23 protein-coding genes are annotated in these 23331 nt (G+C 62.1%); 6 read left to right on the top strand and 17 right to left on the bottom strand.

The genetic code is table 11. The annotated features are described in order from the left end of the window. From E7813_RS19095 to E7813_RS19080, 4 genes are all read right to left on the bottom strand, one after another. A partial coding sequence (locus tag E7813_RS19095; protein WP_291576520.1) for an ATP-binding cassette domain-containing protein occupies nucleotides 1-168 on the bottom strand: 168 nt, incomplete at its 3' end. Between the two features lie 198 nt (nucleotides 169-366). Next, on the bottom strand, nucleotides 367-501 hold the full coding sequence (locus E7813_RS19090) for a hypothetical protein (RefSeq protein WP_291576514.1): 135 nt from the start codon (nucleotides 499-501) through the stop codon (nucleotides 367-369). An 88-nt stretch (nucleotides 502-589) separates the two neighbouring features. After that, entirely contained in the window at nucleotides 590-2290 is a 1701-nt protein-coding gene (gene ilvD / locus E7813_RS19085; protein WP_291576512.1) for a dihydroxy-acid dehydratase, read from the bottom strand. 138 nt (nucleotides 2291-2428) lie between these two features. Next, nucleotides 2429-3415 carry an ABC transporter substrate-binding protein gene (locus tag E7813_RS19080; RefSeq protein ID WP_291576510.1) on the bottom strand — a complete coding sequence of 329 codons (987 nt, stop codon included), beginning with the start codon at nucleotides 3413-3415 and terminating at the stop codon, nucleotides 2429-2431. Between the two features lie 175 nt (nucleotides 3416-3590). On the opposite strand from E7813_RS19080, the gene E7813_RS19075 reads away from it, so the two are divergent. Both E7813_RS19075 and E7813_RS19070 read left to right on the top strand, forming a co-directional pair. Next, complete coding sequence (locus E7813_RS19075; RefSeq protein ID WP_291576508.1) at nucleotides 3591-4502, top strand: NAD(P)-dependent oxidoreductase; 912 nt, start codon at nucleotides 3591-3593, stop codon at nucleotides 4500-4502. Nucleotides 4503-4562: 60 nt separating this feature from the next. Continuing rightward, a complete protein-coding gene (locus E7813_RS19070; RefSeq protein ID WP_291576506.1) occupies nucleotides 4563-5714 on the top strand; it encodes a zinc-binding dehydrogenase in 1152 nt (383 codons plus the stop codon). Between the two features lie 2 nt (nucleotides 5715-5716). Here the strand turns inward: E7813_RS19070 and E7813_RS19065 are convergent, their stop codons facing one another. Together E7813_RS19065 and E7813_RS19060 are read right to left on the bottom strand one after the other, a co-directional pair. Further along, complete coding sequence (locus tag E7813_RS19065) at nucleotides 5717-7033, bottom strand: caspase family protein (RefSeq protein WP_291576518.1); 1317 nt, start codon at nucleotides 7031-7033, stop codon at nucleotides 5717-5719. Between the two features lie 192 nt (nucleotides 7034-7225). Continuing rightward, the gene (locus tag E7813_RS19060) at nucleotides 7226-8707 is read right to left on the bottom strand and encodes an amino acid permease (protein WP_291576505.1); all 1482 of its coding nucleotides are present in this window, start codon (nucleotides 8705-8707) and stop codon (nucleotides 7226-7228) included. Between the two features lie 155 nt (nucleotides 8708-8862). On the opposite strand from E7813_RS19060, the gene E7813_RS19055 reads away from it, so the two are divergent. Beyond that, a complete protein-coding gene (locus tag E7813_RS19055) occupies nucleotides 8863-9150 on the top strand; it encodes a DUF1330 domain-containing protein (protein ID WP_291576503.1) in 288 nt (95 codons plus the stop codon). Nucleotides 9151-9192: 42 nt separating this feature from the next. Here the strand turns inward: E7813_RS19055 and E7813_RS19050 are convergent, their stop codons facing one another. The 8 genes from E7813_RS19050 to E7813_RS19015 all read right to left on the bottom strand — a co-directional run bounded on the left by E7813_RS19050 (nucleotide 9193) and on the right by E7813_RS19015 (nucleotide 17785). Continuing rightward, complete coding sequence (locus E7813_RS19050; protein WP_291576501.1) at nucleotides 9193-9930, bottom strand: ABC transporter ATP-binding protein; 738 nt, start codon at nucleotides 9928-9930, stop codon at nucleotides 9193-9195. Further along, entirely contained in the window at nucleotides 9920-10666 is a 747-nt protein-coding gene (locus E7813_RS19045) for an ABC transporter ATP-binding protein (protein WP_291576498.1), read from the bottom strand. The genes E7813_RS19050 and E7813_RS19045 overlap by 11 nt, the downstream gene beginning before the upstream one ends. Further along, a complete protein-coding gene (locus E7813_RS19040) occupies nucleotides 10663-11622 on the bottom strand; it encodes a branched-chain amino acid ABC transporter permease (protein WP_291576496.1) in 960 nt (319 codons plus the stop codon). Before E7813_RS19040 ends, E7813_RS19045 begins: the two co-directional genes overlap by 4 nt. Beyond that, nucleotides 11619-12500, bottom strand: coding sequence for a branched-chain amino acid ABC transporter permease (locus E7813_RS19035; RefSeq protein WP_291576495.1), 882 nt, complete (start codon nucleotides 12498-12500; stop codon nucleotides 11619-11621). The genes E7813_RS19040 and E7813_RS19035 overlap by 4 nt, the downstream gene beginning before the upstream one ends. A gap of 169 nt (nucleotides 12501-12669) precedes the next feature. Next, entirely contained in the window at nucleotides 12670-13914 is a 1245-nt protein-coding gene (locus E7813_RS19030; protein ID WP_291576493.1) for an amino acid ABC transporter substrate-binding protein, read from the bottom strand. A gap of 117 nt (nucleotides 13915-14031) precedes the next feature. Next, a complete protein-coding gene (locus tag E7813_RS19025) occupies nucleotides 14032-16425 on the bottom strand; it encodes a xanthine dehydrogenase family protein molybdopterin-binding subunit (RefSeq protein ID WP_291576491.1) in 2394 nt (797 codons plus the stop codon). Next, nucleotides 16422-16907 (bottom strand): (2Fe-2S)-binding protein, encoded by a 486-nt coding sequence (locus tag E7813_RS19020; protein ID WP_291576489.1) that lies wholly within the window; start codon nucleotides 16905-16907, stop codon nucleotides 16422-16424. The genes E7813_RS19025 and E7813_RS19020 overlap by 4 nt, the downstream gene beginning before the upstream one ends. After that, a complete protein-coding gene (locus E7813_RS19015; protein ID WP_291576488.1) occupies nucleotides 16904-17785 on the bottom strand; it encodes a xanthine dehydrogenase family protein subunit M in 882 nt (293 codons plus the stop codon). Before E7813_RS19015 ends, E7813_RS19020 begins: the two co-directional genes overlap by 4 nt. A gap of 184 nt (nucleotides 17786-17969) precedes the next feature. On the opposite strand from E7813_RS19015, the gene E7813_RS19010 reads away from it, so the two are divergent. The 3 genes from E7813_RS19010 to E7813_RS19000 are packed head-to-tail and all read left to right on the top strand — an operon-like array spanning nucleotide 17970 to nucleotide 20981. Beyond that, nucleotides 17970-19076, top strand: a complete 1107-nt coding sequence (locus tag E7813_RS19010; protein WP_291576486.1) for an LLM class flavin-dependent oxidoreductase — start codon at nucleotides 17970-17972, stop codon at nucleotides 19074-19076. A gap of 19 nt (nucleotides 19077-19095) precedes the next feature. Further along, a complete protein-coding gene (locus E7813_RS19005; RefSeq protein WP_291576484.1) occupies nucleotides 19096-19971 on the top strand; it encodes a polysaccharide deacetylase family protein in 876 nt (291 codons plus the stop codon). A 20-nt stretch (nucleotides 19972-19991) separates the two neighbouring features. Beyond that, nucleotides 19992-20981, top strand: a complete 990-nt coding sequence (locus E7813_RS19000; RefSeq protein WP_291576482.1) for a Gfo/Idh/MocA family oxidoreductase — start codon at nucleotides 19992-19994, stop codon at nucleotides 20979-20981. Between the two features lie 37 nt (nucleotides 20982-21018). On the opposite strand, the gene E7813_RS18995 is transcribed toward E7813_RS19000, so the two are convergent. The 3 genes from E7813_RS18995 to E7813_RS26200 all read right to left on the bottom strand — a co-directional run bounded on the left by E7813_RS18995 (nucleotide 21019) and on the right by E7813_RS26200 (nucleotide 23209). Next, on the bottom strand, nucleotides 21019-21390 hold the full coding sequence (locus E7813_RS18995) for a hypothetical protein (RefSeq protein ID WP_291576480.1): 372 nt from the start codon (nucleotides 21388-21390) through the stop codon (nucleotides 21019-21021). Nucleotides 21391-21884: 494 nt separating this feature from the next. Continuing rightward, nucleotides 21885-22700, bottom strand: a complete 816-nt coding sequence (locus E7813_RS26205) for an MFS transporter (RefSeq protein WP_363331190.1) — start codon at nucleotides 22698-22700, stop codon at nucleotides 21885-21887. Beyond that, complete coding sequence (locus E7813_RS26200; protein WP_363331189.1) at nucleotides 22688-23209, bottom strand: MFS transporter; 522 nt, start codon at nucleotides 23207-23209, stop codon at nucleotides 22688-22690. Before E7813_RS26200 ends, E7813_RS26205 begins: the two co-directional genes overlap by 13 nt. Nucleotides 23210-23331 lie beyond the last annotated feature (122 nt).

The raw sequence follows: 23331 nt of genomic DNA, 5'->3' as shown, positions 1-23331 counted from the left end.
GACGAAGCCGCCGACGATATAAAGCAGCGTCGATTTTCCGCAGCCGGAGGGCCCGAGAATGGAAACGAAAGCGCCATCCTCGATCGCCAGCGAGATCTCCGACAGGGCCAGATGGCTTTGACGCCCGGAAGTCTGGAAGATCTGCGAAACCCGGTCGATCTCGATCATGGCGGCAGCGGTCCCGCGCGCCGGCGCGGGCTTTGCCTGAACATCCGGCCGCGATGGCACTACCTTCATTCCCGCTTCTTTTCCCGACATAGCTCCGTCAGGCCCGAACATAGCGGAAACCGGCAGGGCTTGGCGATGCTGTTTCGCAAGGCGGCCAGCGGTCACCGACCGGTATTGGCGGGAAATGGTACGACAAGCCTATCCTTGCGCGAGTGCTCTGGCCCAACTGAAATCATAGTGGGCGCTCATCGCCTTCATCACGATCATCACCGTCAGGACGACGATGATTTGTACCAGCGTTCTGGTCGCGAAAACCCTGCTCAACAGCGCCATGATGCTCCCCGATATGAACGGCCATTCCTGTTCCCGGAATTTCCGGCAAACCAGTTAGACCATCCGGAGCCAATATACAAAGGGTTCATCACCGCTCGTCGAACCATGGCCATTCCGCCGCTCCATCATGCGTGACGGCGCCGCCGGGCGCCTGCCCCACCAGACGCGCATATTTGGCGAGCGCGCCTGCGCGATGCCGCGGCGGCCGCGGCTTCCAGGCCTGCCGCCGCTTTGCGAATTCACTGTCGTCGATCAAGAGGTCCATGCGGCGCGCGCCGGCGTCGATCCGGATGCGGTCGCCGTCGCGCACCAGCGCCAGCGGACCGCCGATGAAGGATTCCGGCGAGACGTAGCCGACGCAAATGCCGCGGGTCGCGCCGGAAAAGCGGCCGTCGGTGATGAGCGCCACCTTCTCACCCATCCCCTGCCCGTAAATCAGCGCGGTGACGCCCAGCATCTCGCGCATGCCGGGACCGCCGACCGGGCCTTCATTGCGGATCACCAATATTTCGCCTTCGGCATAGTTGCGGTTGCGGACGGCATCGACGCAATGTTCCTCGTCCTCGAACACCCGCGCGGTGCCTTCGAACACCAGTTTCTTCAGGCCGGCGACCTTGATGACGGCGCCATCGGGACAAAGATTGCCCTTGAGCACCGCGACCCCGCCATCCGGCATGATCGGCTTGTTGGTGCCGAAAATGATCTCGCCATCGGGCGCATTGGCGCCGCCATATTCCTCCGCAATCGTCCGCCCGGTGATGGTCAGACACGAACCGTCGATGTGACCGCTTTCGACCAGCGCGCGAACGATGACCGCCGTGCCGCCGATATCGTAAACGTCCTTGGCGGTGTACTTGCCGCCCGGACGCAGATTGCCGATCAAAGGCGTGCGGGCAAACACCGCGCCAACATCGTCGATCGTAAAGGCAATACCGGCTTCGTTGGCGAGCGCCGGCAGATGCAGCGCGGCGTTGGTCGAGCCGCCGGTTGCCGCGACGATCGCCGCGCCGTTTTCCAGCGCTTTTCGCGTCACGATTTCACGCGGCAATGGCCCGCCGCGCTCGAGCATCTGCATCACCAGCCGGCCAGCCCGGCGTGCGGCCTGCGCGCGCTCGGCATAGACGCCGGGGATCATCGAGACGTTGGGGATCGTCAGCCCCATCGCCTCCGACACCATCGCCATGGTGTTGGCGGTGAATTGTCCGGCGCAGGCGCCGATGGTCGGCAGGCAGCTACGCTCGATGCCTTCCAGCGTCGCCGCGTCGATTTCGCCGGTCATGAAGCTGCCGACGGCCTCGTAGGAATCCAGCACCGTGAGCGTGCGTCCCTCGAACTTGCCGGGAAGCGCGCTGCCGCCATAGATGAAGATCGACGGCACGTTGCAGCGGATCATGCCCATCATCACGCCGGGCAGCGTCTTGTCGCAGCCGCCGAACCCGATCAGCGCGTCATAGGCAAGGCCGTGGACCACCGCCTCGATTGAATCGGCAATCAGCTCGCGCGACAGCAGCGAGAACTTCATGCCCTCGTGATTCATGCTGATGCCGTCGGAGACCGAGATGGTGGTGAATTCCCGCGGCGTACCGCCGGCCTCGGCGATGCCGGCCTTGGCGGCATCGACCTGGAAATCGTGCGTCATGTTGCAGGGCGTCTGCTCGCCCTTCATGCTGACCACGCCGATCATCGGCCTGGCGAGTGCGGCGTCGTCCAGCCCCATCGCCCGCATGAAGGCGCGATGCGGCGCACGGTCGAGACCATCCGTCGTCACGCGCGATCGCCATTTTTTCATGCTTGTGGTCCCGGCGAACGCCGGGACCCATAATCCCGGGCGTCAGTTGTTGCAGAAGGCGTCAACCACATCGCCTTAACGTTACATCACGCGGTATGGGTCCCGGCTCAAGGCCGGGACGACGGGAAACTGCTACCACTACTGCAGCGGTGCCACGATGGTCGGATGCTTGAACTGCGCGACATCCATCTTGGGCAGCATTCCGGTCTCGGCATAGATGTCGAGCATCTTCTGGATCGCGGGGAAATTCGGCGCAGCACCCGGATCCCTGCCGAAATCATTGTCCTTGAGCAGGTAGGTATCCAGCACCGGGACCGGCGCCTTCAGCACTTCGGAGACGACCTTGAGGGTCTCCTCGCGATTGGCCAGCGCCTTTTTCATGCCGGAGGTGATGTCGCGCACATAGGCCTTGGCCAGTTCCGGATTCTTGTCGACGAATTCGGCGCGGCAGGCTTCCAGGATGTGGACGATGTTCGGCATCGCCTGGTTGAGCGAAAACAGCTTGCGGATGCCGCCCTTGGCTTCGGCGCGCGCGGCGAACGGCTGGTTCATGTTGACCGCATCGACGCGGCCCTGGCGCAAGGCGTCTTCGGAGACCGCAAAGCCGACCTCGACCAGCTTGATGTCCTTTGCCGGGTCGATGCCGTTCTGCTTCAAGAGCATGTTGAGCGGCCCCTGGGTGCCGCCGCCGATCACCGAGATGCCGATGGTCTTGCCCTTGAGGTCGGCGATGGTCTTGATCGGGGAATCGTCCTTGACCGCCCAATAGACCGAGAAGCCGCCCGGCTTTTCGAACACGTGCTGGGCGACGATGTAGGCTTTCAGGTTGCCGCCGACCACGCCGTTCGCCAGCGACAATGGCGCCTGGGTCGCGCAATCGAGCGCGCCCGCGGCCAGCGCCTGCGTCATCGGCGCGGTGCCCTGAAACTGGGTCCATTCGATATTGTAGGTCTTGCCAAGATCGGGAAATTCGGCCGGCCTGCGCATCATCCAGTATTTCGATTCCTCGGCCGGAATGGTCCAGCCGACGCGGATCGTCTGTTGCGCGCAAGACGAACTCACGCCGGCCAAAATCGCGGCCGCGGCCCCCGCCGCCACGATCCAGTTCGAAGATATCCGCATCATCCCTGCTCCACTTTTGCGCTGCCCGAAACGCCGGTACGACATAAACATGCCGATAAGCCTTTCATGGTTCAAACAATGAGGCAAGCCATCGGACGAGGCTCCGGATAGTGCATCCGGCATGGCCCAGGAATGTGCTAAGGCCACGGGGCGAAGCGACTAAAGTAGGAGAAACACAATGGCGGGCGCTGGCGGAGCCGACCGAACGGGCGCGGAGAAGCTCGGCTATCTCGGGCTCGGGATGATGGGATTTCCCATGACCCGGCGCCTGATCAATGCAGGCTATGACGTCACGGTCTGGAACCGGTCTGCCGGCAACGCCATCGCATTGGTCGAGGCTGGCGCGAAACTCGCAGCGCAACCGCGCGAGGTCGCCGCCGCCGCCGACATCATCTTCATGTGCCTCACCGATGCCGCCGCCGTCGAAGAGGTGGCGTTCGGCCCCGACGGCCTCGCCACCGCGGCGGGCCAGGGCAAGCTCGTGGTCGACTTCTCGTCGATCCACCCGGATGCGGCGCGCGCCATCGCCGCGCGGCTGACGACGGCCAACGGGATGGGATGGATCGATGCGCCGGTCTCGGGCGGCACCAAGGGCGCGGAGGAAGGCACGCTGGCGGTGATGGCCGGCGGCGATGCCGCCGATATCGAGAAGGTCAGGCCCTATGTTCTGGCGATGGCGCGCAGGCTCACGCATATGGGCCCGACCGGCGCGGGCCAGACCACCAAGCTCTGCAACCAGGTGATCGTCGGATGCGCCATGGCGGTGCTGGCGGAGGCGGCGCGGCTGGCGGTCAATGCCGGGATCGACGCCAACCGGTTGCCGGAAGCGCTGGCCGGCGGCTTTGCCGATTCGATCCCGCTGCAATTGTTCGTGCCGCGCATGGTGCAGGGCATTCATTCGCCCCCCGCAGGCCATATCGCAACCATGCTGAAGGACCTCGACACCGTGATCGACGTCGCCCGCGACACTTCGAGCCCGGTGCCGATGTCGGCGCTGGCCGCCCAACTGTTCAGATTGGCCAAGGCCGCGCTCGGCGCCGATGCCGACGCGCTCGAAATCTACAAGCTGTCGGCCTCTCAAACCGGTTGAAGCAATTTCACCTGCCGATGATTTCCGCTAGAGTTTCCGCGCCACGAGGGATCATCCGCCATGTACGCGCCCGCCGGTGTCAGACTATCAGCCGACCTTCCCGTGCCGGCGCAAATGAAAGCCTGGGTGCTGGGTAATCCGGACGAGCTTTTCCTGCGCGACAAGCCTGTGCCCGTTCCCGGGCGCGCCGAAGTGCTGGTCCGCATCGACGCGGTCGCGATCTGCGCGACCGACCTTGAGGTCATCCACGGCGGATCGCCGGCGAGCATTCAGGGCGGCCTGCCCTTCAACAAGAACTTCACGCCCGGTCATGAATATATGGGCACGGTCGCAGCGCTGGGACCCGAGGTCGACGAGTTCGGGATCGGCGAGCGCGTCAGCGTGGAGATCCATGCCGGCTGCGGACAGTGCAAGCGATGCCGCCAGGGCATGTACACCTCGTGCCTCAACTACGGAAACGCCGCCAAGGGCCATCGCGCCAACGGGTTCACCACCGACGGCGGCTTTGCCGAATACGCGATCAACCACATCAACACGCTGGCGCGGGTGCCCGCCACCATGGGCGATGCCGAAGCGACGCTGGTCGTCACCGCCGGAACCTCGATGTACGGACTGACCGAACTGGGCGGGCTCGTCGCCGGCGAAAGCGTGGTGGTGATCGGTCCCGGCCCGATCGGGCTGCTCGCGGTGGCCGTCGCCAAGGCGCTGGGCGCAAGCCCCGTCATCCTGACCGGCACCCGCAACAAGCGGCTCGCCATCGGCCGCGAACTGGGCGCGGACCGCGTCATCAACATCGCCGACGAGAACGCGGTCGATGTCGTGAAACAACTCACCGGCGGAATCGGCGCGGATTATGTCGTCGAATGCGCCGGCACCGAGGCCACCGTCAATCAGGCCATCCACATGACCAATCGCGGCGGGAAAATCTGCCTGGCGGCATTCCCGCACGCCCCGGTGACGATCGATCTGGCGCATCTGGTGAAGAACAATATCTACGTCTACGGCATCCGCGGCGAAGGCCGCAGCGCCACCCGCCGCGCGATGGCCCTGATGGCGGAAAAGCGTTTCGACGCCACCAAAATCCACACCCATACTTTCGCGCTGGCCGATCTGCCGACGGCGCTGCGATACGCCCGCGAACGGGTCGACGACGCCATCAAGGTCGTGGTTACCAACCGGCAGGCGGGAATCGCCAGCGCGGCGGCGGAGTAGCGTCAAGGACTACATTCGGTGATGCCGTAGCCCGCGAATTCCCCGGCGATATTCGGATCCATCGATTTCGCTTTGCCCAGATCCAGCGACCCGTCGGTTCCGCTGCGCGCCTTCGCGATGCCGCGTCCGAACAGCGACGATACCGAAAGCGAATTTTTCTCGAGCGCTTCGGAATAGTCCCTGATCGACTCGGCGTTTTTGCCCAGTTTCAGATTGACCAGGCCCCGGCTATCCAGCGCATCGGCCCGTCCCGGATCGAGCCGAAGCGCCTCGTTGCAATCCTTCAGCGCCGGTTGCAAATCGCCGATCGCGGCCAATGTCCAGCAACGGTTGTTGTAGGCCTCGACATCCTTCGGATCGAGCCGGATGGCTGCATTGAAATCCTGCAATGCCAGCCGGTATGCGTGCTTCATCGCATAGATTTGCCCGCGCTTGTAATGCAGCACCTGGTCATTGGGATCGGCCGCGAGCCGGCGGCTCAGTTCCGCGATCACCGGATCCCTGGCCAGATCCTCCGGGCCTGGCGCGCTTGCCGGTTTTGCGGCTTCGCACGCCGGGGTTTTCTCCACCCCCTTGGCGACATCCGGTTTACGGTCGGAGTCGGGATTGAACGAAAACTCAGTCGCCAGCGACGACGAGAACCAGGGCACCTGTTCGCTTTTCGACGCGCTTATGACCCCCGCCTGCGTGTTCCTGAGCGCCTGTTCGGCATTGACGCCGGGAGCGCGAACCTCCCGCAGCAGTTCGGTAACGAAAAGGCTGTGGTCGTTCTGAGTTTCATTGGCCACCGAACCGAGGGCGGTGGAATACAGCACCAGGGTGTTGCCCGGTGTGACCGCCGGGGCCAATCCGGCCGAATAGCGGCGAAAGCGGCGCTCGAACGGATTGCGCCGCGAGGCATTCAGTAGCGCAATCTTGACCAGCGCGCCCCGGTTGTTCATCTCGCCGAGGATGGTCTCCAGGTTAAAGCCATCCCGCAGGACATCGGGTTCCGTCCAGATCTGAGCGTCGACCGGAATCAGGTAACTCTGGCGGCCCGATTGAATGCCGAAGCCGTCGAAGAAAATCAGCGCAACGGACCCTTGCGAAATCTTCCCGTACAGACGATCGAGCGCCTGCTGCATGGCGTCGCCCGTCAGGTTGACGCCGGTCTCCACATCGAAGCCGTCATGCTTGAGTTCGTCGGCGATGTCCTGGGTATCGTTGGCGGCATCGGTCAGGACCAGGTCATTGTCCGGATATCTCGCATTGCCGATTACCAGCGCTACCCTGCCCGGCCCGTCGGCTGCAAACGCGTCAACACCGATCGGGATCGCCATGACACCGGCAAGCAGCAGCGCGCAAAAAACCCGCATGAATTTTCCGTCGGCATTCGGCGTGGCAAAATCAACTGGCAGAGTACCCGACACCGGCAACATATCAATCGAGAATTGTTCACGATCCGGTTGTAGTTCCTAGGCTTTTTGGTTCAATCATTGCTTTAGCCGACGACCGCAATCGCACAGGCGTTGCTACCCGGAAGCCGCCATCCGGCTATGCCTCGAACCGTAGAAAAAATAGATCGCCAGACCGATCGCGAGCCACACCGCCAACCTGATCCAGGTGTCGATCGGCAGGCCGAACATCAGGAATATCGAGGTTGCAGCACCGCACGGCGCGACGATCCAGATCGCAGGCGACCGGAACGGCCTCGCCAATCCGGGTTCGGTGATCCGTAACGCCAGCGTTCCGAGCGAAACGACTGTAAACGCGAACAAAGTCCCGATGCTGACGAGTTCTCCGACCAGTTCGATCGGCAGCAGTCCGGCGAAGACCGCCACCACGACGCCCGTTCCGATCGTGGAGACATAAGGGGTGCGAAAACGGGGATGGATCTTCGCCGCTGCCCGCGGCAGCAGCCCGTCATGCGCCATGGCGCGAAAGATTCGCGGTTGTGCCAGCAGCATCACCAGGATGACCGAGTTCAGTCCGAAGACGATCCCGAGTTTTACGAACGGAGAAAGCCAGCCGACGCCGGCCGCATCGATACCGACCGCAATCGGATCGGGAACGTTGAGCCGGTCGAACGGCACGATCCCGGTCAGCACAAGGCCGACCGCGACATACAGCGCCGCGCAAATCGCCAGCGAACCCAAGATGCCGATCGGCATGTCCCGCATCGGCGTCCTGGCTTCCTGCGCCGTGGTGGAGACGGCGTCGAATCCGATATAGGCAAAAAACACCACGGCCGCGCCGCGAAGCACGCCCGACCAGCCGTAGATGCCGACACCGGCATTGGGAGGCATGAACGCCCCGGCGGGATTGCTCGGCGTAACCCAGTTCGCGGTAGAGAACGCGGGCGCGGCACAGATCAAAAACAGCGCGATGACGATCAGCTTCACGGCCACGATGAAATTGTTGAACCAGGCCGACTCCCGGATGCCGATCACCAGCAGCGTCGTGATGAGGACGATCACCGCGACGGCAGGAATGTTCAGGATGGCTCCGGTCGATGACCAGACATGTTGGGTGGCGTCAAAGCTGAATGGCGGCGAGACGAACCGCGCCGGAAAGACCAGGCCAAAATCCCTGGCGAAACTGACGACATAACCGGACCAGCCGATCGCAACCGCGATGGCGCCGACCGCATATTCCAGGATCAGGTCCCAGCCGATGATCCATGCGATCAACTCGCCCAATGTGGCGTAGGCATAGGTATAGGCGCTGCCGCTGATCGGGACCGTCGATGACATCTCGGCGTAGCACAGGCCGGCAAACGCGGAGGCGACGGCTCCGAGGATAAAAGAGAGCGTGACCGCGGGCCCGGCGTTCGCGGCGGCGGCGTGCCCGGTGAGCACAAATATCCCCGCGCCGATGATGCCGCCGACCCCGAGCCCGACGAGATTGAGCGCGGACAGCGACCGCTTCGGCAAATGGCCGGCCCCGTCGCCCTCGCCTTGGGCTGCCTCATCGGCGAGTTGCGCGGTCGATTTCCGGGCCCAGAGACTTGCCAACAGACCACCCCTTGATGAGTCCCGGGCATTATAGTCGTCAAACAACGGTTTGGATGATCGCTGCAAAAAATATCGGATCAGGATCGCGGGTAATCGCGTCACCCTTGTCCACCGCACCGGCTTGATGCATCCTGTCTTGGAACTGGAAGGCAATCATGACCGCATATTATATCGGCGAACACCGAATCACCAACGCAGCAGTGTTCGAAGAGTATCTTGTCAAGGTCATCCCGATGATCGAGCGCTGTGGCGGACGCTACCTTACCAAAACAGGCACCCACGACGTTCTCGAAGGCGACTGGCGGCCCAATCGCGTGGTCATCGTCGAATTTCCCGACATGGCATCGATCAGACGATGGTACGACGCGCCCGACTACCAGCCGCTGATCGCCCTGCGCCAGACCGCGGCGACCGACGTGATGATTGCGCTCGAAGGTTTGTGAATCGGTGCAGCGGATGTGCGCTAAGACCTCGCAACCCGCCCATCACGCGATCCCGCCGAGATAGAGCCGCTTGACGATGTCGTTGCCTCTCAATTCATCGACCGAGTCGGCCGCGACGACGATTTCACCATGGACGATGATGTAGCCGCGATCGGCGATACGGATCGCCTGATTGAAGTTTTGCTCCGCCATCAGCACTGTCAGGCCGAGATGCGCATTGAGTTCGCCGATCTTGGCGATGGTCTGCGAGACCAAAAGCGGCGACAGGCCGACCGAAGGCTCGTCGATCAGCAACAGCCGCGGCGACGACATCAGCGTGCGGGCGATGGCGAGCATCTGTTGCTGCCCGCCTGACATGGTGCCGGCGATCTGGCCCTGCAGCCCCTTGAGGGCCGGGAACGTCTCGAAGGCGAGCGCCAGGTTGCGATCGATGTTGCGCCGGGCGGCCTTGCGGAAGGCGCCGAGCATCAGGTTTTCCAGCACCGTCAGCTTGGGAAACAGCCGCCGCCCCTCAGGCACCAGCGCCACGCCGAGATCGACGATCGCCTCGGTCGACAGCCTGGCCAGATCGTGCGCCTTCCCGTCGATCGTGAGCAGCATGCTGCCGCGCGTCGGCCGAACCAGGCCCGCGACGCACTTCATCAGCGTGCTCTTGCCGTTGCCGTTGGTGCCAAGCAATGCGACGGTTTCGCCGCCCTCGACATGGAGGGTGACGCCGCGCAGCGCCTTCACAGCGCCGTAACCGGCATCGAGGCCGTCGATGGCGAGGCTAAGTGCCAAGATAGGCCTCCTGCACCCGCTGGTTGGCCATCACTTCGGCCGGCGAGCCGATCGCGATGATCCTGCCGGTTTCGAGACACATCACGCGCTGCGAAAAACGCATCACCGCCTGCATGATGTGCTCGATCATGATGATGGTGATGTCCTGATCCGCAAGGCTCATGAGGAGATCGAGCACCTCATCGACTTCCGAGCTGGAAAGACCGGCCATGGCCTCGTCGGAAATCAGCAGTTTCGGGTGAGTCGCCATCGCGCGGGCGAGTTCCATCTTGCGCAATTCCACCTGGCTGAGCCTGGTGGCCGGCACATTGGCCTTCGACGCAAGCCCCATCCGCGTCAGGATCGACATCATGGTGTCGCGGCGTTGCGCGGCCGAGGCGTGTTGGTCGGTGACAACGGCGAAATCGAGCGCCACCATGAGGTTTTCGGCGACCGTCATGCTTTTGAACGGCCGCGGGATCTGGAAGCTGCGTGCAATGCCGCGGCGCGTGCGCAGATGCGGCGGCAACTGCGTGATGTCCTCGTCACGGAATACCACGGTGCCGGCCTCGGTGCGGAACGCGCCGGAAATGCAGTTGATCAGCGTGGTTTTCCCCGAGCCATTCGGGCCGATCAGGCCGAAGCGCTCTCCCGGACGAATCTCGACGCTGACATTGTCGAGCGCGACAAAGCCGCCGAAGCGTTTTGTGAGCGCGGATATCCGCAACAAGGGCGGCTGGTTTTCCGGGGGCATCATGCTTCGCCCTCGCTGCGATGGCGGCGAACCTTGCGGATCAGGCCGATGATCCCCTGCGGCGCCGCCACCACGAACAGCACCAGCATCACGCCGAGCACCAGCACGTTCACTTCCGACGAGATGGTAACGGTCAGCAATTGTTGCGTCGCGCCGAGCAGGATCGCCCCGATGATCGGGCCGGCCCAATGCGCGGTTCCGCCAATCAGCGACATCGCCAGTACCGACACCGAGTAATTGAGATTGAACGCGGACGACGGGTCGGCATATTGCAGGTACATCGCGGCGGGCGCGCCGGCCGCACACATCAGCGCCCCGGAGATGACGCAGGCCACCAGCTTCAACCGCAACGTAGGCACGCCCGTGCATTCCGCGGCAAGCTCGTCATCCCTAAGCGCCTTCAGACCGTGGCCGATCCATGAATTTTGAATGTAACGCGAGATCGCCACCGCCAGCACCACGAGCAGCGCCTGGACGAAAAACAGCATCTGCACATAATTATCGAACGGCGCCGTCACCATCGGCCGCTGCAACTGAATGCCGGCGGCGCCGCCGACATATCGCCAATTTGTGACCGTCGTTTCGATCACGATAGTCGCCGCTATGGTCGCGATCGAGAAGAAGATGCCCTGCATGCGCAAGGTCAGCAGGCCGAGCACGAATCCCATCAGCGCGCCGATGGCGGCTGCGGTCGCGATCTGCACCGCGAGCGGCGCGCCAAACGCCTTGGCCAGGAACACGGCGGTGTAGACGCCGACGCCGAAAAAAGCGCTGGTGCCGAAATTCACGTAGCCTGCATAACCGCCGAGGATGCTCCAGGCGACGGCGAGTACTACGAACTGCAGGATCACGTAGCCGGCAAAGAACGGATACTGGTTGCCGATGACCTGTGTCATCAGCAGGGCCGCGGCGAGAAACAGCGTCGCGCCGATCCAGAAAAGGATGCCGTTGCGGTTCATGATCGCCTGCCGAACAGGCCCTGCGGCCGGACCGCGAGAACGGCAAGCAGCATGCCGAACGAGACCGCCGGCGCCCAGGACGCGCCGAACAGGGTCAGGACGATGGTTTCGGCGACGCCGAGGATGATGGCGGCGACCAGTGTGCCGGCCATGCTGCCGAGCCCGGCCATCACCACGACGCAGAAGGTGCGCCCGATATAGGAGCGGTCGAGCGTCGGCTCGACGGGAGCGACGATGATCAACAGGGCGCCGGCGATGCCGAGCACGGCGGTTGCAATGCCGAACGCCCATTGCTTGATCCGGATCGGATTGGCGCCCATCAGCCGCAGCGCTTCCTGGTCCTGCGCGACCGCGCGGATCGCGCGCCCCATGAAGGTTCGCGACAGATAGAGCGTCAGCAGGATCGTCAGCGCGGCGGCAACCGCGAACGCGACCAGCAGCCGGAACGGAATCCGCATGTCGCCGATCCGCCAGGCCTTGCCGATATAGGATGCGGTGACCGAGCGCTGGTCCACACCGAACTGCAGAATGAGCAGCACTTCGATGATGAAGGCGACGCCGAAGAAAAACGCGATGCCGCGCACGCCGGCATCGCTGCCGCGCTTTTCGAAGGTCTCGTAATAGATGCGGTAGGCGACCAGACCGAACACAAACAATAGCGGCGTAATCAACAGCCCCGCCAGCAGCGGATCGATCCCGTAATTTTCGTTGAGGAAATACACCCCGTAGGACGCCATCACTAGAAACGCCGGATGCGCGACGTGGGGAACGTCGAGCAGGCCGAACGAGAGCGACAATCCAAGACTGACCGCCGCATAGAAGCAGCCGAGCAGCACGCCGATCGCCACCGCATCGAGCAGCAGGTCAAATGAAAACAAGCGAGAGTCCCCACGTTGAGTTGGTCACCTCGCCCCGCTTGCGGGGAAAGGTCGAATCGCATCTTAAGATGCGATCCGGGTGAGGGGGACTCTCCGCGAATCCGATTGCGTGGAGAGTCCCCCTCACCCCGACCCTCTCCCCGCAAGCGGGGAGAGGCGAAAACGCCGTCTACTTCCGGGCCGCCTCGAACGGAGTGATGAGATCGCCGGATTTCAGTTTCTCCGGGAACAGGATCACCTGCTTTCCCGGGCTGCGGAACTGCTCGATGTTCTTGTCCACGATACCGCGGAATTGGGCCTGCAGCACCGCGTTTTCCTTGCGCTCGCCGTCGGGCCCGAAGCTCATCGGGCCGACGATAGTCTGCATCTCATGCTCATGCAGATATTTTGCGATCGCCTTCTGGTCGAACGACCCAACCGCCTTGACCGCCGCCTCGACAAGCTGACCGCTGGCGTAGCCGAACGGCGCGAGATAGTAGCCCAGCGGATCGACCTTGGCTTCCACCGCGCGCTTTGTATATTTGTCGAAGAACTCCTTGGTCCCCTCATAATACATTTTTGGTTCCGGAAGCCATGAGTTGTAATTGACGACGCCGTTGAGCAGCGAGCCCATATTCTCCATCACCGCACCGAATTGCAGGCCGACCATGCCGCCGCCAAAAACCTTGACGTTGTCGCCGATCCCGATCTCGTTGACGGCGCGCAGGATGCCAGCCGAATCCGGCGGGTACGACGAAACATAAACCACGTCGGGCTTTGCCGCCTTCAGCGCGCGAACGATGCTTGAGAATTCCACCGTACTGGGCGGGTAGGCCTGATCGAAGACGACCGGCATATTGCGCTTCTTTGCGACTTCCCGCGCGATCACCACCAGATTCTGGGCGAATTCCTGGTCGGCTGACAGAAACGCAACACTCTTCGCGCCGGCCTTTTGCGCGATTTCGAGGAACGAATCCGGCCAGCTGTCGGGCGGGCCCCACGGCGCATTGTTGAACCACATGTCGTGCTGGACCTTGCTGTTGACCTGGAACGAGAAGTTCCCCATCAGCAGCAGACCGCGCTGCTTGACCAGCGGCATGATCGGCGCCGTTGGTACGGTCGCGTAAGGCGCGAACAGGAGGTCGACCTTATCGACATCCAGCAGCTTCGAATAGATCGCCGGCGTTTCCGAAGCACTCGACTTGTCGTCATAAACGACCAGTTCGACCTTGCGGCCGAGCAGGCCGCCCTTGGCGTTGACATCGTCGCGCCAGATCTCGATGCCTAGCAGCGAAGCCTTGCCGCCGCCTGCAAGACCGCCGGTCTGCGGCATGCTCATGCCGATCTTGATCGGCGGCTGTTGAGCGTCGACGCGTGAGGCGAGCCCAAGCGTGGTGACGGCGATCGTGCCGCCAAGAAATGTCCTGCGTTTCATCTGATGATCCTCCCCGTATGTTTTGTTTTTCGGCCGCACATTGGATGAACAAGACGGACATCACAACATACTAAATTGCCTTGAACACGTTGCATTCGACTTTATTGCCGTCCTCTTTCAAATTCGTCCCAGCGCCGTCAGGATAACCTGCGGCGTCAACGGAATCTCGGTAATCACGGCCCCGAACGGCCTGAGCGCGTCATTCACGGCGTTCGCGACCGCGGCGGCCGCCCCTGCGGTGCCGGCCTCTCCCGCGCCCTTGGCGCCCAGTTCGGTCTCCGAAGTCGGCGACACCACGTGCCCGACGTCGATATCGGGCATTTCGCCGGACATCGGGACCAGATAGTCAGCCATATTGGCGTTGGTCAATTGACCCCGCTCGTCATAGACGCACTTTTCGAACAGCGCGGCCCCGAGCCCCTGCACCACCCCGCCCCGGATTTGCTCGTCGACCAGTTGCGGATTGATGAGGGTGCCGCAATCCTCGACCACCCAATGTTTGAGCAGCCTGACAATGCCGGTGTCGGGATCGACCTCAAGCCAGGAAGCCTGAACGCCATTGGTGAAGGCGAACGGGTATTCGCGCGGCACGAAATGACGCGTTGCCATCAGCTCGGGCTGGATGCCCGGCGGCAGCGTATCGGGGCGGAAATAGACCACCCGGGCCAGTTCATTCAGCTCGATGCGCGGCGCGCCGTCGCCGGCGTTGACGACCGCATTGCCCGCGAGATCGAGTTCGCCCGGTGACGTCTGCAGGATCGCGGCAGCGACATCCAGGATGTTCCTGCGCAAGATCTTCGCCGCCTGCAACGCCGCCTCGCCGCCGATGCCGGCGCCGCGCGAGGCCCAGGTGCCGCCGCCATAGGGCGTGTTGTCGGTATCGCCAAGGATGACGCGCACGCGCTCCATCGAAACCCCGAGCACGCTGCCGACGATCTGCGCGGTCAGCGATTCCGAGCCCTGCCCCTGCTCGGTGATGCTGGTCTGGCAGATCACCGCGCCTTGCGCGTCCAGCCGCACCGCAACACCGTCCTGCGACGAGATGCGGGCGCCGCCGACGCCGTAGAATGCCGCGCTCGGGTTGGTGACCTCGATGAAACTGGCGATGCCGATGCCGCGATGGATGTTTTTTTTGCGCAACGCCGCCTGCTCGGCGCGCAAGCTCTCATAATCCATCATCGCCATCAGCCTGTTCATGGCGGCGTGGTGCGACAGCAGTTCAAAGCGCAGGCCCGAGGGCGACGCGCAGGGGTAAGCATCATCGGCAATCAGATTACGGCGGCGGATTTTCACCGGATCCATGCCGATTTTTGCCGCCGCAAGATCGACCAGCCCTTCCGTCACCGAGCAGGCGATGGGATGGCCGACGGCGCGGTACTGGCACATGACATTTTTATTCTGGAACACGACGCGGGCCCGCGCGCGGTAGTTCTTCGTCGTATAGGGACCGCCGACGAGATTGACGACCTGGTTGGCTTCGATGGCGCTGGTGCGCGGATACATCGAATAGGGACCGATGCCGGTGAGATCGTCGATCTCGAACGCGGTGATGGTGCCATCGCGCTTGACGCCGATCTTGCCCTTGCAGCGATGATCGCGGGCATGGATATCGGTGTTGAAGCTTTCGACCCGGTCGGCAACGAATTTTATGGGCCGGCGCAACAGCTTTGACAGCGCATAAACCGCCATTTCGTCGGCGTAGATGTGGACCTTGATCCCGAAGGAGCCGCCGACATCCTTGCAGACCACCCGAACTTGCGACTCCCGCAAGCCCAGATGCAGTGCCGCGATATTCTGCACCATGTGCGGCGCTTGCGTACCCTGGTAGATCGTCAGCCGTGCCTCGGCCGCATTCCAGTCGGCCACGACGGCGCGCGGCTCCAGCGTCACGCCGGTGTGCCGGCCGAAGATGAATTCTGCTTCCGCCACTTCGTCGGCATCGGCAAACGCGGCATTGACCGCACCGGCATCGAGGTTCCGCTCGAAGGCGAGGTTGTCGCCGAGTGCCGGATGAATCACCGGGGTCGCAGAATCCAGCGCGGTGCGCATATCCGTCACGGCCTCCAGTTCCTGGTATTCGACCCTGACTGCTTCGGCTGCGTCCTCCGCAACGTCCCGGCTGGTCGCCACAATGGCGGCGACGGCCTCGCCCTGCCAGCAGACGCGATCGATTGCGATGGCGTGCTGTGGCGCTGATTTCAGTCCCTTCAAATGCGTGAGCACGCCAACCCAGGGCGTGATGACTGCAGCAAGTTCCTTGCCTGTCACCACAGCGATGATGCCGGGCATCCGTTTGGCCGCGGCGGCATCGATGCTCACGATTTTGGCATGGGCATGGGGCGAGCGCAGGAACACCACATGCGCCATGCGCGGCAGCTCGATGTCGCTGACATAGAGCCCGCGCCCCTGCATCAGCCGATCGAGATTGGGCCGCGGCACCGTCTTGCCGATATAGGAGTTCGGCCGATCGAGTTCCGAGAGTGCTTGCGGACTGGCAGTGGCGATGGTCATGGCCGACCACCCATGCGGACGCGCGCCGTGGTCTCGATTGCATCGACAATGGCCTGGTAGCCGGTGCAGCGGCAGTAATTGCCGGAGAGATGCTGGCGAATCTGCTCCCGGTCCGGCTCAGGTTGCTGTTTCAGCAAATCCTGTGCCGCCATCAGCATGCCCGGCGTACAGAAGCCGCATTGCAAGGCATTGCGATCGCGGAATGCTGTCTGCAGATCGGCGATCTCGCCGCTGTCGGATAATCCTTCGATGGTTTGAACCGATGCGTTGTGCGTCTGCACCGCCAGCATCAGGCAGGAACGAACGATGTCGCCATCGACGCGCACCGTGCAGGCGCCGCAAACCCCATGCTCGCAACCGACGTGCGTTCCGGTTAGCTGCAGGTGCTCGCGGAGGAAATCCGCAAGATTAAGCCGCGGCAACACCTGCGCGTCGACGCGCTCGCCGTTGACTTCGACCGTAATGGATATCCGGGCGGTCAAGCCGATCCCCCGGCATTGAGATCGGGGCGATCGAGCAGCGCGGACACGCATCGGCCCAGCAGCACTTTTGCCAGATGCCGGCGCATCGAAACGGATGCCTGCTGATCCTGCTGCGGATCGAGTTCCTTGCTCAAGGCGGTCGACGCTTCGGACAATATCGCTGGCGTGACGACAGCGCCGACCAGTCTTGCAGCCGCCTTGGCCAGCGTCGGCCGATCGCCGACAGCAAAGAACGCCAGCCGGAGATCGGCGAAGATTCCGTCTTTCACAATCGCCTGCGCCGCCAGGCCGACGATGGCGTAGTCGCCGTGCCGCCGCGCGAATTCGTCGAAGAAATATCCGGAGCTTTTTCGCGCAACCGGCAGTTCAACCGCGACCAGCAATTCCTGCGCCGACAGCGCCGTCTCATAGATGCCGGTGAAGAAATCTTCCGCCGCCATTCGCCGTTCGCCGGAGGGGCCGCTAATGACGACGGTCGCATTCAAGGCCAGCATGCAGGCCGGCAATTCCGCCGCGGGATCGGCATGCGCGAGGCTGCCGCCGAGGGTGCCGCGGTTGCGGATCGCGGGATGCGCGACATGGGCGACCGCTTCCGCCAGCAACGGCGCATGCGCGGCAATTTCAGGCGATCGCAACAGCTCGGCATGGCGCGTCAGCGCGCCGATCTTGAGGACATCGCCGCTTACCGCAACGCCGCGGAGTTCGGCCAATCCACCGATATCGACGATCAGTTCGGGCGAGATCAGCCGCAGGTTCATCGCCGGCATCAGGCTCTGGCCGCCCGAAAGCACCTTCGCTCCGTCGCCATGCGCCGCCAGCAACGCCAACGCGTCAGCGACGCTGGTTGCGCGGGCGTAAGCGAAAGCCGAGGCTTTCATTGGCGTGACCTCCCCGGCCGGATTCTGATGTATTTTGCTGGAATTAGACGGCGGCGACCCCTAAAGGTCAAGTTTGTTTATCGAGCGATTATTTCTGATGACTCGACTTTCGGACTAGTCATAATAACGGGATCAAAGACGCGGCCGTTCGATGCGCAACGTATCGGCCCCGGGGAGGAGATGGATGAACCTGGGATTCTTTACGATGCCGATCCATCCGCTCGACAAGGACTGGCGGCAATCGCTCCGGGAAGACCGTGAAGCCTTCGTGCTGGCCGACGAACTCGGATTCACCGAAGCCTATGTTGGCGAGCACTCCACCGACAAGGCCGAGAACATCACGTCCTGCATCGCGTTCCTCGCCTGGATTGCGGCGGCCACCAGAAACATCAAGCTCGGCACCGGCACCGTCAACATGCCGAATACCCACCCCGCCGCGGTAGCCGCTTCGCTGGCGATGCTCGATCACATGCTCGACGGCCGCCTGATCTTCGGAATCAGTCCGGGCGGACTTTTGTCGGATGCGGAACTGTTCGGCAATCTCGACGCCAACCGCAATGAAATGTTTCTCGAAGCCATCAACCAGGTGCTGGAAATCTGGGCCGGCGAGCCGCCTTACAATATCGAGGGAAAATACTGGAACATTACGACGCAAAGGACCCTGATCCGGGACATCGGCCAGGGCTTCATTGCGCGCCCGATGCAACGGCCGCATCCGCCGATCGTGGTCACGGCTGTCGCCCCCTTCTCGAAAGGCGTCACAGAGGCCGCAGCGCGCGGCTGGGATCCGATCTCGGCCAACTTCCTGATGCCGGCCTGGGTGAAAAGCCACTGGCCGAAATACGTCGAGGGCTGCGAGCGCGGCGGGCGCGCGGCGGAGCCTGCGAACTGGCGCGTCGCCAAGAGCGTCTTTGTCGCCAAGGACGCCGCAACCGCGAAAGCCTACGCCACCGACCCAGACGGTCCCTACGTCTATTACTATCGCTCGCTGTTCACCAAACTGAAGAAGAACGGCCGCGTCGAACTGTTCAAGACCCGCCGCGACCAGCCCGACGACGAAGTGACGCTGGAAATGATCTGCGACAAACTGATCATCCATGGAACAGCCGACAGCGTTGCGGATCAGGTGCTGGCTTTCCAGGACGAGGTCGGCGCGTTCGGCACGTTGCTCTATGCCGGCAAGGACTGGAAGGATCCCGAGCTTGGACGCCAGTCCATGATCCTGATGGCCGAAAAGGTGATGCCGCGGGTCAACGCCGGTACGGCGAAACAATCAAGCGCTGCGGAATAGTCCGGCGAGGAAATACATCGTGGCCTTTACCGACCGCATTCCCTATCAGGCGCAAGTCGATCGTCCCCGGCTATTGCTGCCGGATGGCAAGCGGCTCGCGGTATGGGTCATCCTCAACGTCGAGGAATGGCGGATCGAGAACGCGATGCCGCGAACCGTGCTGAGCCCGCCGATGGGCCAGCCGCTATTGCCCGATGTGCCGAACTGGTCGTGGCATGAATACGGAATGCGCGCCGGCTTCTGGCGGCAATTCAAGGCGCTGACCGACCGCAACATGCCGGTGACCCTGGCGCTGAATGCCAACGTCTGCAACTCCTACCCCCGGGTCGCGTCCGCGGCTCGGGAGGCCGGCTTCGAATTCATGGGGCACGGATTCGTTCAGGGCCCGATGCACAAGCTCGACAACCAGGCCGACGCCATCAAGCGCTCGATCGAAACCATCGCCAGGTTCACCGGCAAGGCGCCACGGTCATGGGAAAGCCCGGGCTTGACCGAAACCGAGGAGACCATCGATCTGTTGCGCCTCAATGGCGTCGACTATCTGGCGGACTGGGTGATCGACGACCTGCCGCAGGATATCGCGACCCCGCATGGCACCGTGACGACGATTCCCTATTCGGTGGAAACCAACGACATCGTCATTCACGCGCTGCAGCACCTTTCTTCCGAGCAATTCCTCAAACGCTGCACCGATCAGTTCGACCGGCTGTACCTTGAGGGCGCCACCAATGCGCGGATCATGGCGATCTCGATTCACCCCTACATCACCGGAGTCCCTCACCGCATCAAATACCTGGAAGCCTTGCTCGACTACGTCATCGGTCATGACGGCGTCGCGCTGATGACCGCAAGCGAGATCGGCGACTGGTATCGGGCCGCGATGCCGAAGTCCTAACCCCAAAACGGAAAAGGCGCATGATCAGGGCGGCCATCATCGGTCTCGGCTGGTGGGGACAGACCATCCTCAAGAACCTGCTGGACAGCAGGATCGTGAGCCCGATGCTGGCAGTCGATCCCCTGGAGTCGGCGCGATCGGCCGCATCGGCGCTCGGCGTCACGACGGCACCGCGGTTCGAGGACGCGCTGGCCAATCCGGATATCGATGCGGTCATTCTCTGCACGCCACAGGGGCGCCACGCCGAACAAATCGTGGCTGCCGCGCGTTCGGGACGTCATGTGTTCTGCGAGAAGCCTTTGTGCACGACATCGGCCGACGTGGAAGCCGCCATTGCAGCCGTCAGGCAAGCCGGCGTCCAGTTGGGCATCGGGCACGAACGGCGTTTTGAGCCCGCGGTCATCGAGATGCGCAAACGATTTGCGGCAGGCGAATTCGGCAATCCGCTGATGCTGGAAGGCAATTTCAGTCAGGACAAATTTCTGAAATTGCCGCGCGATAACTGGCGCTTGTCCGAAACCGCCAACCCGGCCGGCCCGCTGTCGGCCACCGGCATCCATATGGTCGACCTCTCGATCGCGTTGCTGGGACGGCCGACCTCGGTCTGGGCGCGGCTGGCAAGATTGGGAAGCGATTTTGAGAACGGCGATACGCTGTCGATCACGATGGGTTTCGAGAGCGGCGCCACCGCCATGCTGGGCGCGGTGCTGGCGACGCCGTTCATGGGACGTCTTGCCCTGCTCGGCTCGAAAGGCTGGATGGAAATTCGCGACCGCAGCCACCCGGAAAATTCAACGGGCTGGGATGTCACCAGCCTGCATCGGAACCAAACGCCGGTGACCGCTTTCTATCCGCCGCATCCATCGGTGCGCGATAATCTCGAGGCCTTCGGCCGCGCCGCGCTGGGCCAGGCCCCCTACCCGGTCACGTCAAATGAAATGCTCGCGAACGTCCGAAGCTTCGAGGCGATCCAGCGATCGGTAAAGAGCGGCGCTATCGAGATCATCTGAGCCTCCCCTTACATGAGCATCGCCGATTCAATCGCAATCAAGGAGCGGCATTGGTCAAAAGTCTGTAGATAAACCGAGCTATCTGGGCCATTGCAAAGGCAATCCCGCAACCAAACAGAACTAATCCCTCGGGAGCAATAAATCTCAAGAGATGAAACATGGCGACCTGTGTCGGCAGGTTCGAGCTAATTTCGTTAATACCTGTGGCCAGAAAGCCTATAAACGTTTCCCGAGCGACGACGGACGCAACGAACACAACAATACAAACCAGCGCAGTTAGCAGAGCTGGCTCGGCATAAAGCGTGCGCGCCCAAGAAACAGAGAAGCGCAACAACGAAAACCTGCTGGTTGAAAAAAGCAATGCGATCAAAAAAACCCGGATCAATTCCAATTTTTGCAGACGATACAAACGCTAAAATTATTTGCTTTTCGGCCGGCAGAATCGCCAACGGAAACACGGCCTCGACGAAAGCGCGAGGGAGCACCGTTGGCTGGAAATGGCTAAAGATCGCCAGCAGTGAGCCCGGGAGGCAAATAACAAATGCAAGTGCAAGGGCGTAATATATGCCACGGCTGTTTTTACGATGTTCCTCAGTCACTGACATTTCACCAAAGCGCCCCGCAACATCGCGATCTAAGATCAGAGCTCACTTGCGCCTCCTTGTTAAACAAACTTTGTTATCGACGTTGATCGCCTCCCTTCGAGCATTTGTTGTGGGGATAGGTCATCCTGCCATGTGCGGTACATAGAATTTTAAATTCGTCAGAGCCAGCTAGCGGTTTCATTTTCACGGAAGTGACGCTTATGGCGTTGGCCACGATCCGAAGTCGAGGGAGCGGCGCAACCGATGCGCGGGTTCATCGCAATCTCGATTCACCTGGACGCATCTGGACGCATTCGGATCAATGCGCCAGCGCGACCTGTTCCGAAACCTGCTCGCGCCTCACGTCAATGCGCAAGCTGATGGCAACAATCGCGCCTACCAACGAGCATCCGGCGAGCAGGAGCAGTCCCGCCGTGAAGTCTCCGGTGAGGTCCTTCAGATAACCCATGGCATATGGACCAGCGAAGCCGGACAGATTGCCCAGCGAGTTGATTGCCGCGATTCCGGCGGCGGCCGACGCGCCGGTCAGAAAGCTTGCCGGCAGCGGCCAGAACATCGGTGGCACCGCGGACACGCCGATCTGCGCGAAGCAGAGCAACGCCATAACGACGATGGGATTGGAAACAAGCCCGGAGAGTCCGATCCCGAACGCGGCCATCAGCAGCGCCACGGCGACGTGGCCCTTTCGCTCCATGGTGCGATCGGAGTGCCGGCCCAGCAACACCATACCGACCGCGCCAAAAACGAAAGGCAATGCAGCCAACAGGCCGGTCTGGCTATCGCTCACGCCAAAGTTCTTGATGATGGTCGGCAGAAAGAATGCAACGCCATAGCTCGCCGCATTCAGGCAGAAGTACACCAGAGCGCACAGCAGGATGCGTACGTCGGTAAGTGCCTGAAACAGGGAGAGGTGTTCGACCTTCTCCTTGTTCTTTTTCTCGGTCGCTTGAACATTCTCCAGCCATGCAACCTCTTCGGGTTGCAGCCAGCGAGCCTGGCTCGGAAAGTCGGTCAGATAGAACAATACTGCGAGCCCGACCAGGATCGACGGCAACGCTTCAAGAATGAACAGCCATTGCCAGCCGTCCAGTCCCCAGCCGGTCAGGTTGAGCAACAGACCGGAGATCGGGATCCGACAATGGACGAAATCGGAATTGCCAGCATGAAGAAGCTGATGACGCGCGCGCGGTAGACCGCCGGGAACCACAAGGTCAGATAAAAGATGATGCCGGGGAAGAAGCCCGCCTCGCATCCGCCGAGCAGCAAACGCAGGGTGTAGAAAACCGTTTCATGCGAGGCTCCCGTCGCGTTGGAAATCGACGGGATAAAGGCGAACGCCGCCGAGACGATCCCCCAGGTGATCATGATGCGGGCAATCCATATCCGCGCCCCGACGCGCTCCAGGAAGAGGTTGGAGGGGACCTCAAACAGGAAATACGCAATGAAAAACAGTCCGGCGCCCAGTCCGAAGGCGGCCTCGCTGAAACCGAGCGCCTGGTTCATGTGCAGCTTGGCGAAGCTCACATTGACGCGGTCGAGGTAGGCAACGAAATAGCAAAGGATCAGAAATGGAATCAGTCGCCGCATCACTTTGCCGATAACGCGCTCTTCTACATCGTCCATGGCGCTGCCTCCTTGCAAAGTCTGCCGCCTTTGAAGCGAGCTGGTTTTGCGTAACTATGACGCTCTCCGCTTCAACGCGCAAAGGCATTTTTCAATTACATGATGGGGATGAATTGATGCGC

It is taken from the genome of Bradyrhizobium sp. (assembly GCF_004799405.1).
In the GTDB taxonomy this organism is placed as follows: Bacteria; Pseudomonadota; Alphaproteobacteria; order Rhizobiales; family Xanthobacteraceae; genus Bradyrhizobium.
Note: the sequence above shows the minus strand (reverse complement) of the source record. Positions and strands in the feature narration are given on the sequence as shown.

Bases quoted from the DNA above. Each gene is read 5' to 3' on its own strand.
- E7813_RS19090 (WP_291576514.1), bottom strand. From the start codon at position 501: ATGGCGCTGTTGAGCAGGGTTTTCGCGACCAGAACGCTGGTACAAATC.
- ilvD (WP_291576512.1), bottom strand. From the start codon at position 2,290: ATGAAAAAATGGCGATCGCGCGTGACGACGGATGGTCTCGACCGTGCG.
- E7813_RS19080 (WP_291576510.1), bottom strand. From the start codon at position 3,415: ATGATGCGGATATCTTCGAACTGGATCGTGGCGGCGGGGGCCGCGGCC.
- E7813_RS19075 (WP_291576508.1), top strand. From the start codon at position 3,591: ATGGCGGGCGCTGGCGGAGCCGACCGAACGGGCGCGGAGAAGCTCGGC.
- E7813_RS19070 (WP_291576506.1), top strand. From the start codon at position 4,563: ATGTACGCGCCCGCCGGTGTCAGACTATCAGCCGACCTTCCCGTGCCG.
- E7813_RS19065 (WP_291576518.1), bottom strand. From the start codon at position 7,033: ATGGCGATCCCGATCGGTGTTGACGCGTTTGCAGCCGACGGGCCGGGC.
- E7813_RS19055 (WP_291576503.1), top strand. From the start codon at position 8,863: ATGACCGCATATTATATCGGCGAACACCGAATCACCAACGCAGCAGTG.
- E7813_RS19045 (WP_291576498.1), bottom strand. From the start codon at position 10,666: ATGATGCCCCCGGAAAACCAGCCGCCCTTGTTGCGGATATCCGCGCTC.
- E7813_RS19040 (WP_291576496.1), bottom strand. From the start codon at position 11,622: ATGAACCGCAACGGCATCCTTTTCTGGATCGGCGCGACGCTGTTTCTC.
- E7813_RS19030 (WP_291576493.1), bottom strand. From the start codon at position 13,914: ATGAAACGCAGGACATTTCTTGGCGGCACGATCGCCGTCACCACGCTT.
- E7813_RS19025 (WP_291576491.1), bottom strand. From the start codon at position 16,425: ATGACCATCGCCACTGCCAGTCCGCAAGCACTCTCGGAACTCGATCGG.
- E7813_RS19015 (WP_291576488.1), bottom strand. From the start codon at position 17,785: ATGAAAGCCTCGGCTTTCGCTTACGCCCGCGCAACCAGCGTCGCTGAC.
- E7813_RS19010 (WP_291576486.1), top strand. From the start codon at position 17,970: ATGAACCTGGGATTCTTTACGATGCCGATCCATCCGCTCGACAAGGAC.
- E7813_RS19000 (WP_291576482.1), top strand. From the start codon at position 19,992: ATGATCAGGGCGGCCATCATCGGTCTCGGCTGGTGGGGACAGACCATC.
- E7813_RS26200 (WP_363331189.1), bottom strand. From the start codon at position 23,209: ATGGACGATGTAGAAGAGCGCGTTATCGGCAAAGTGATGCGGCGACTG.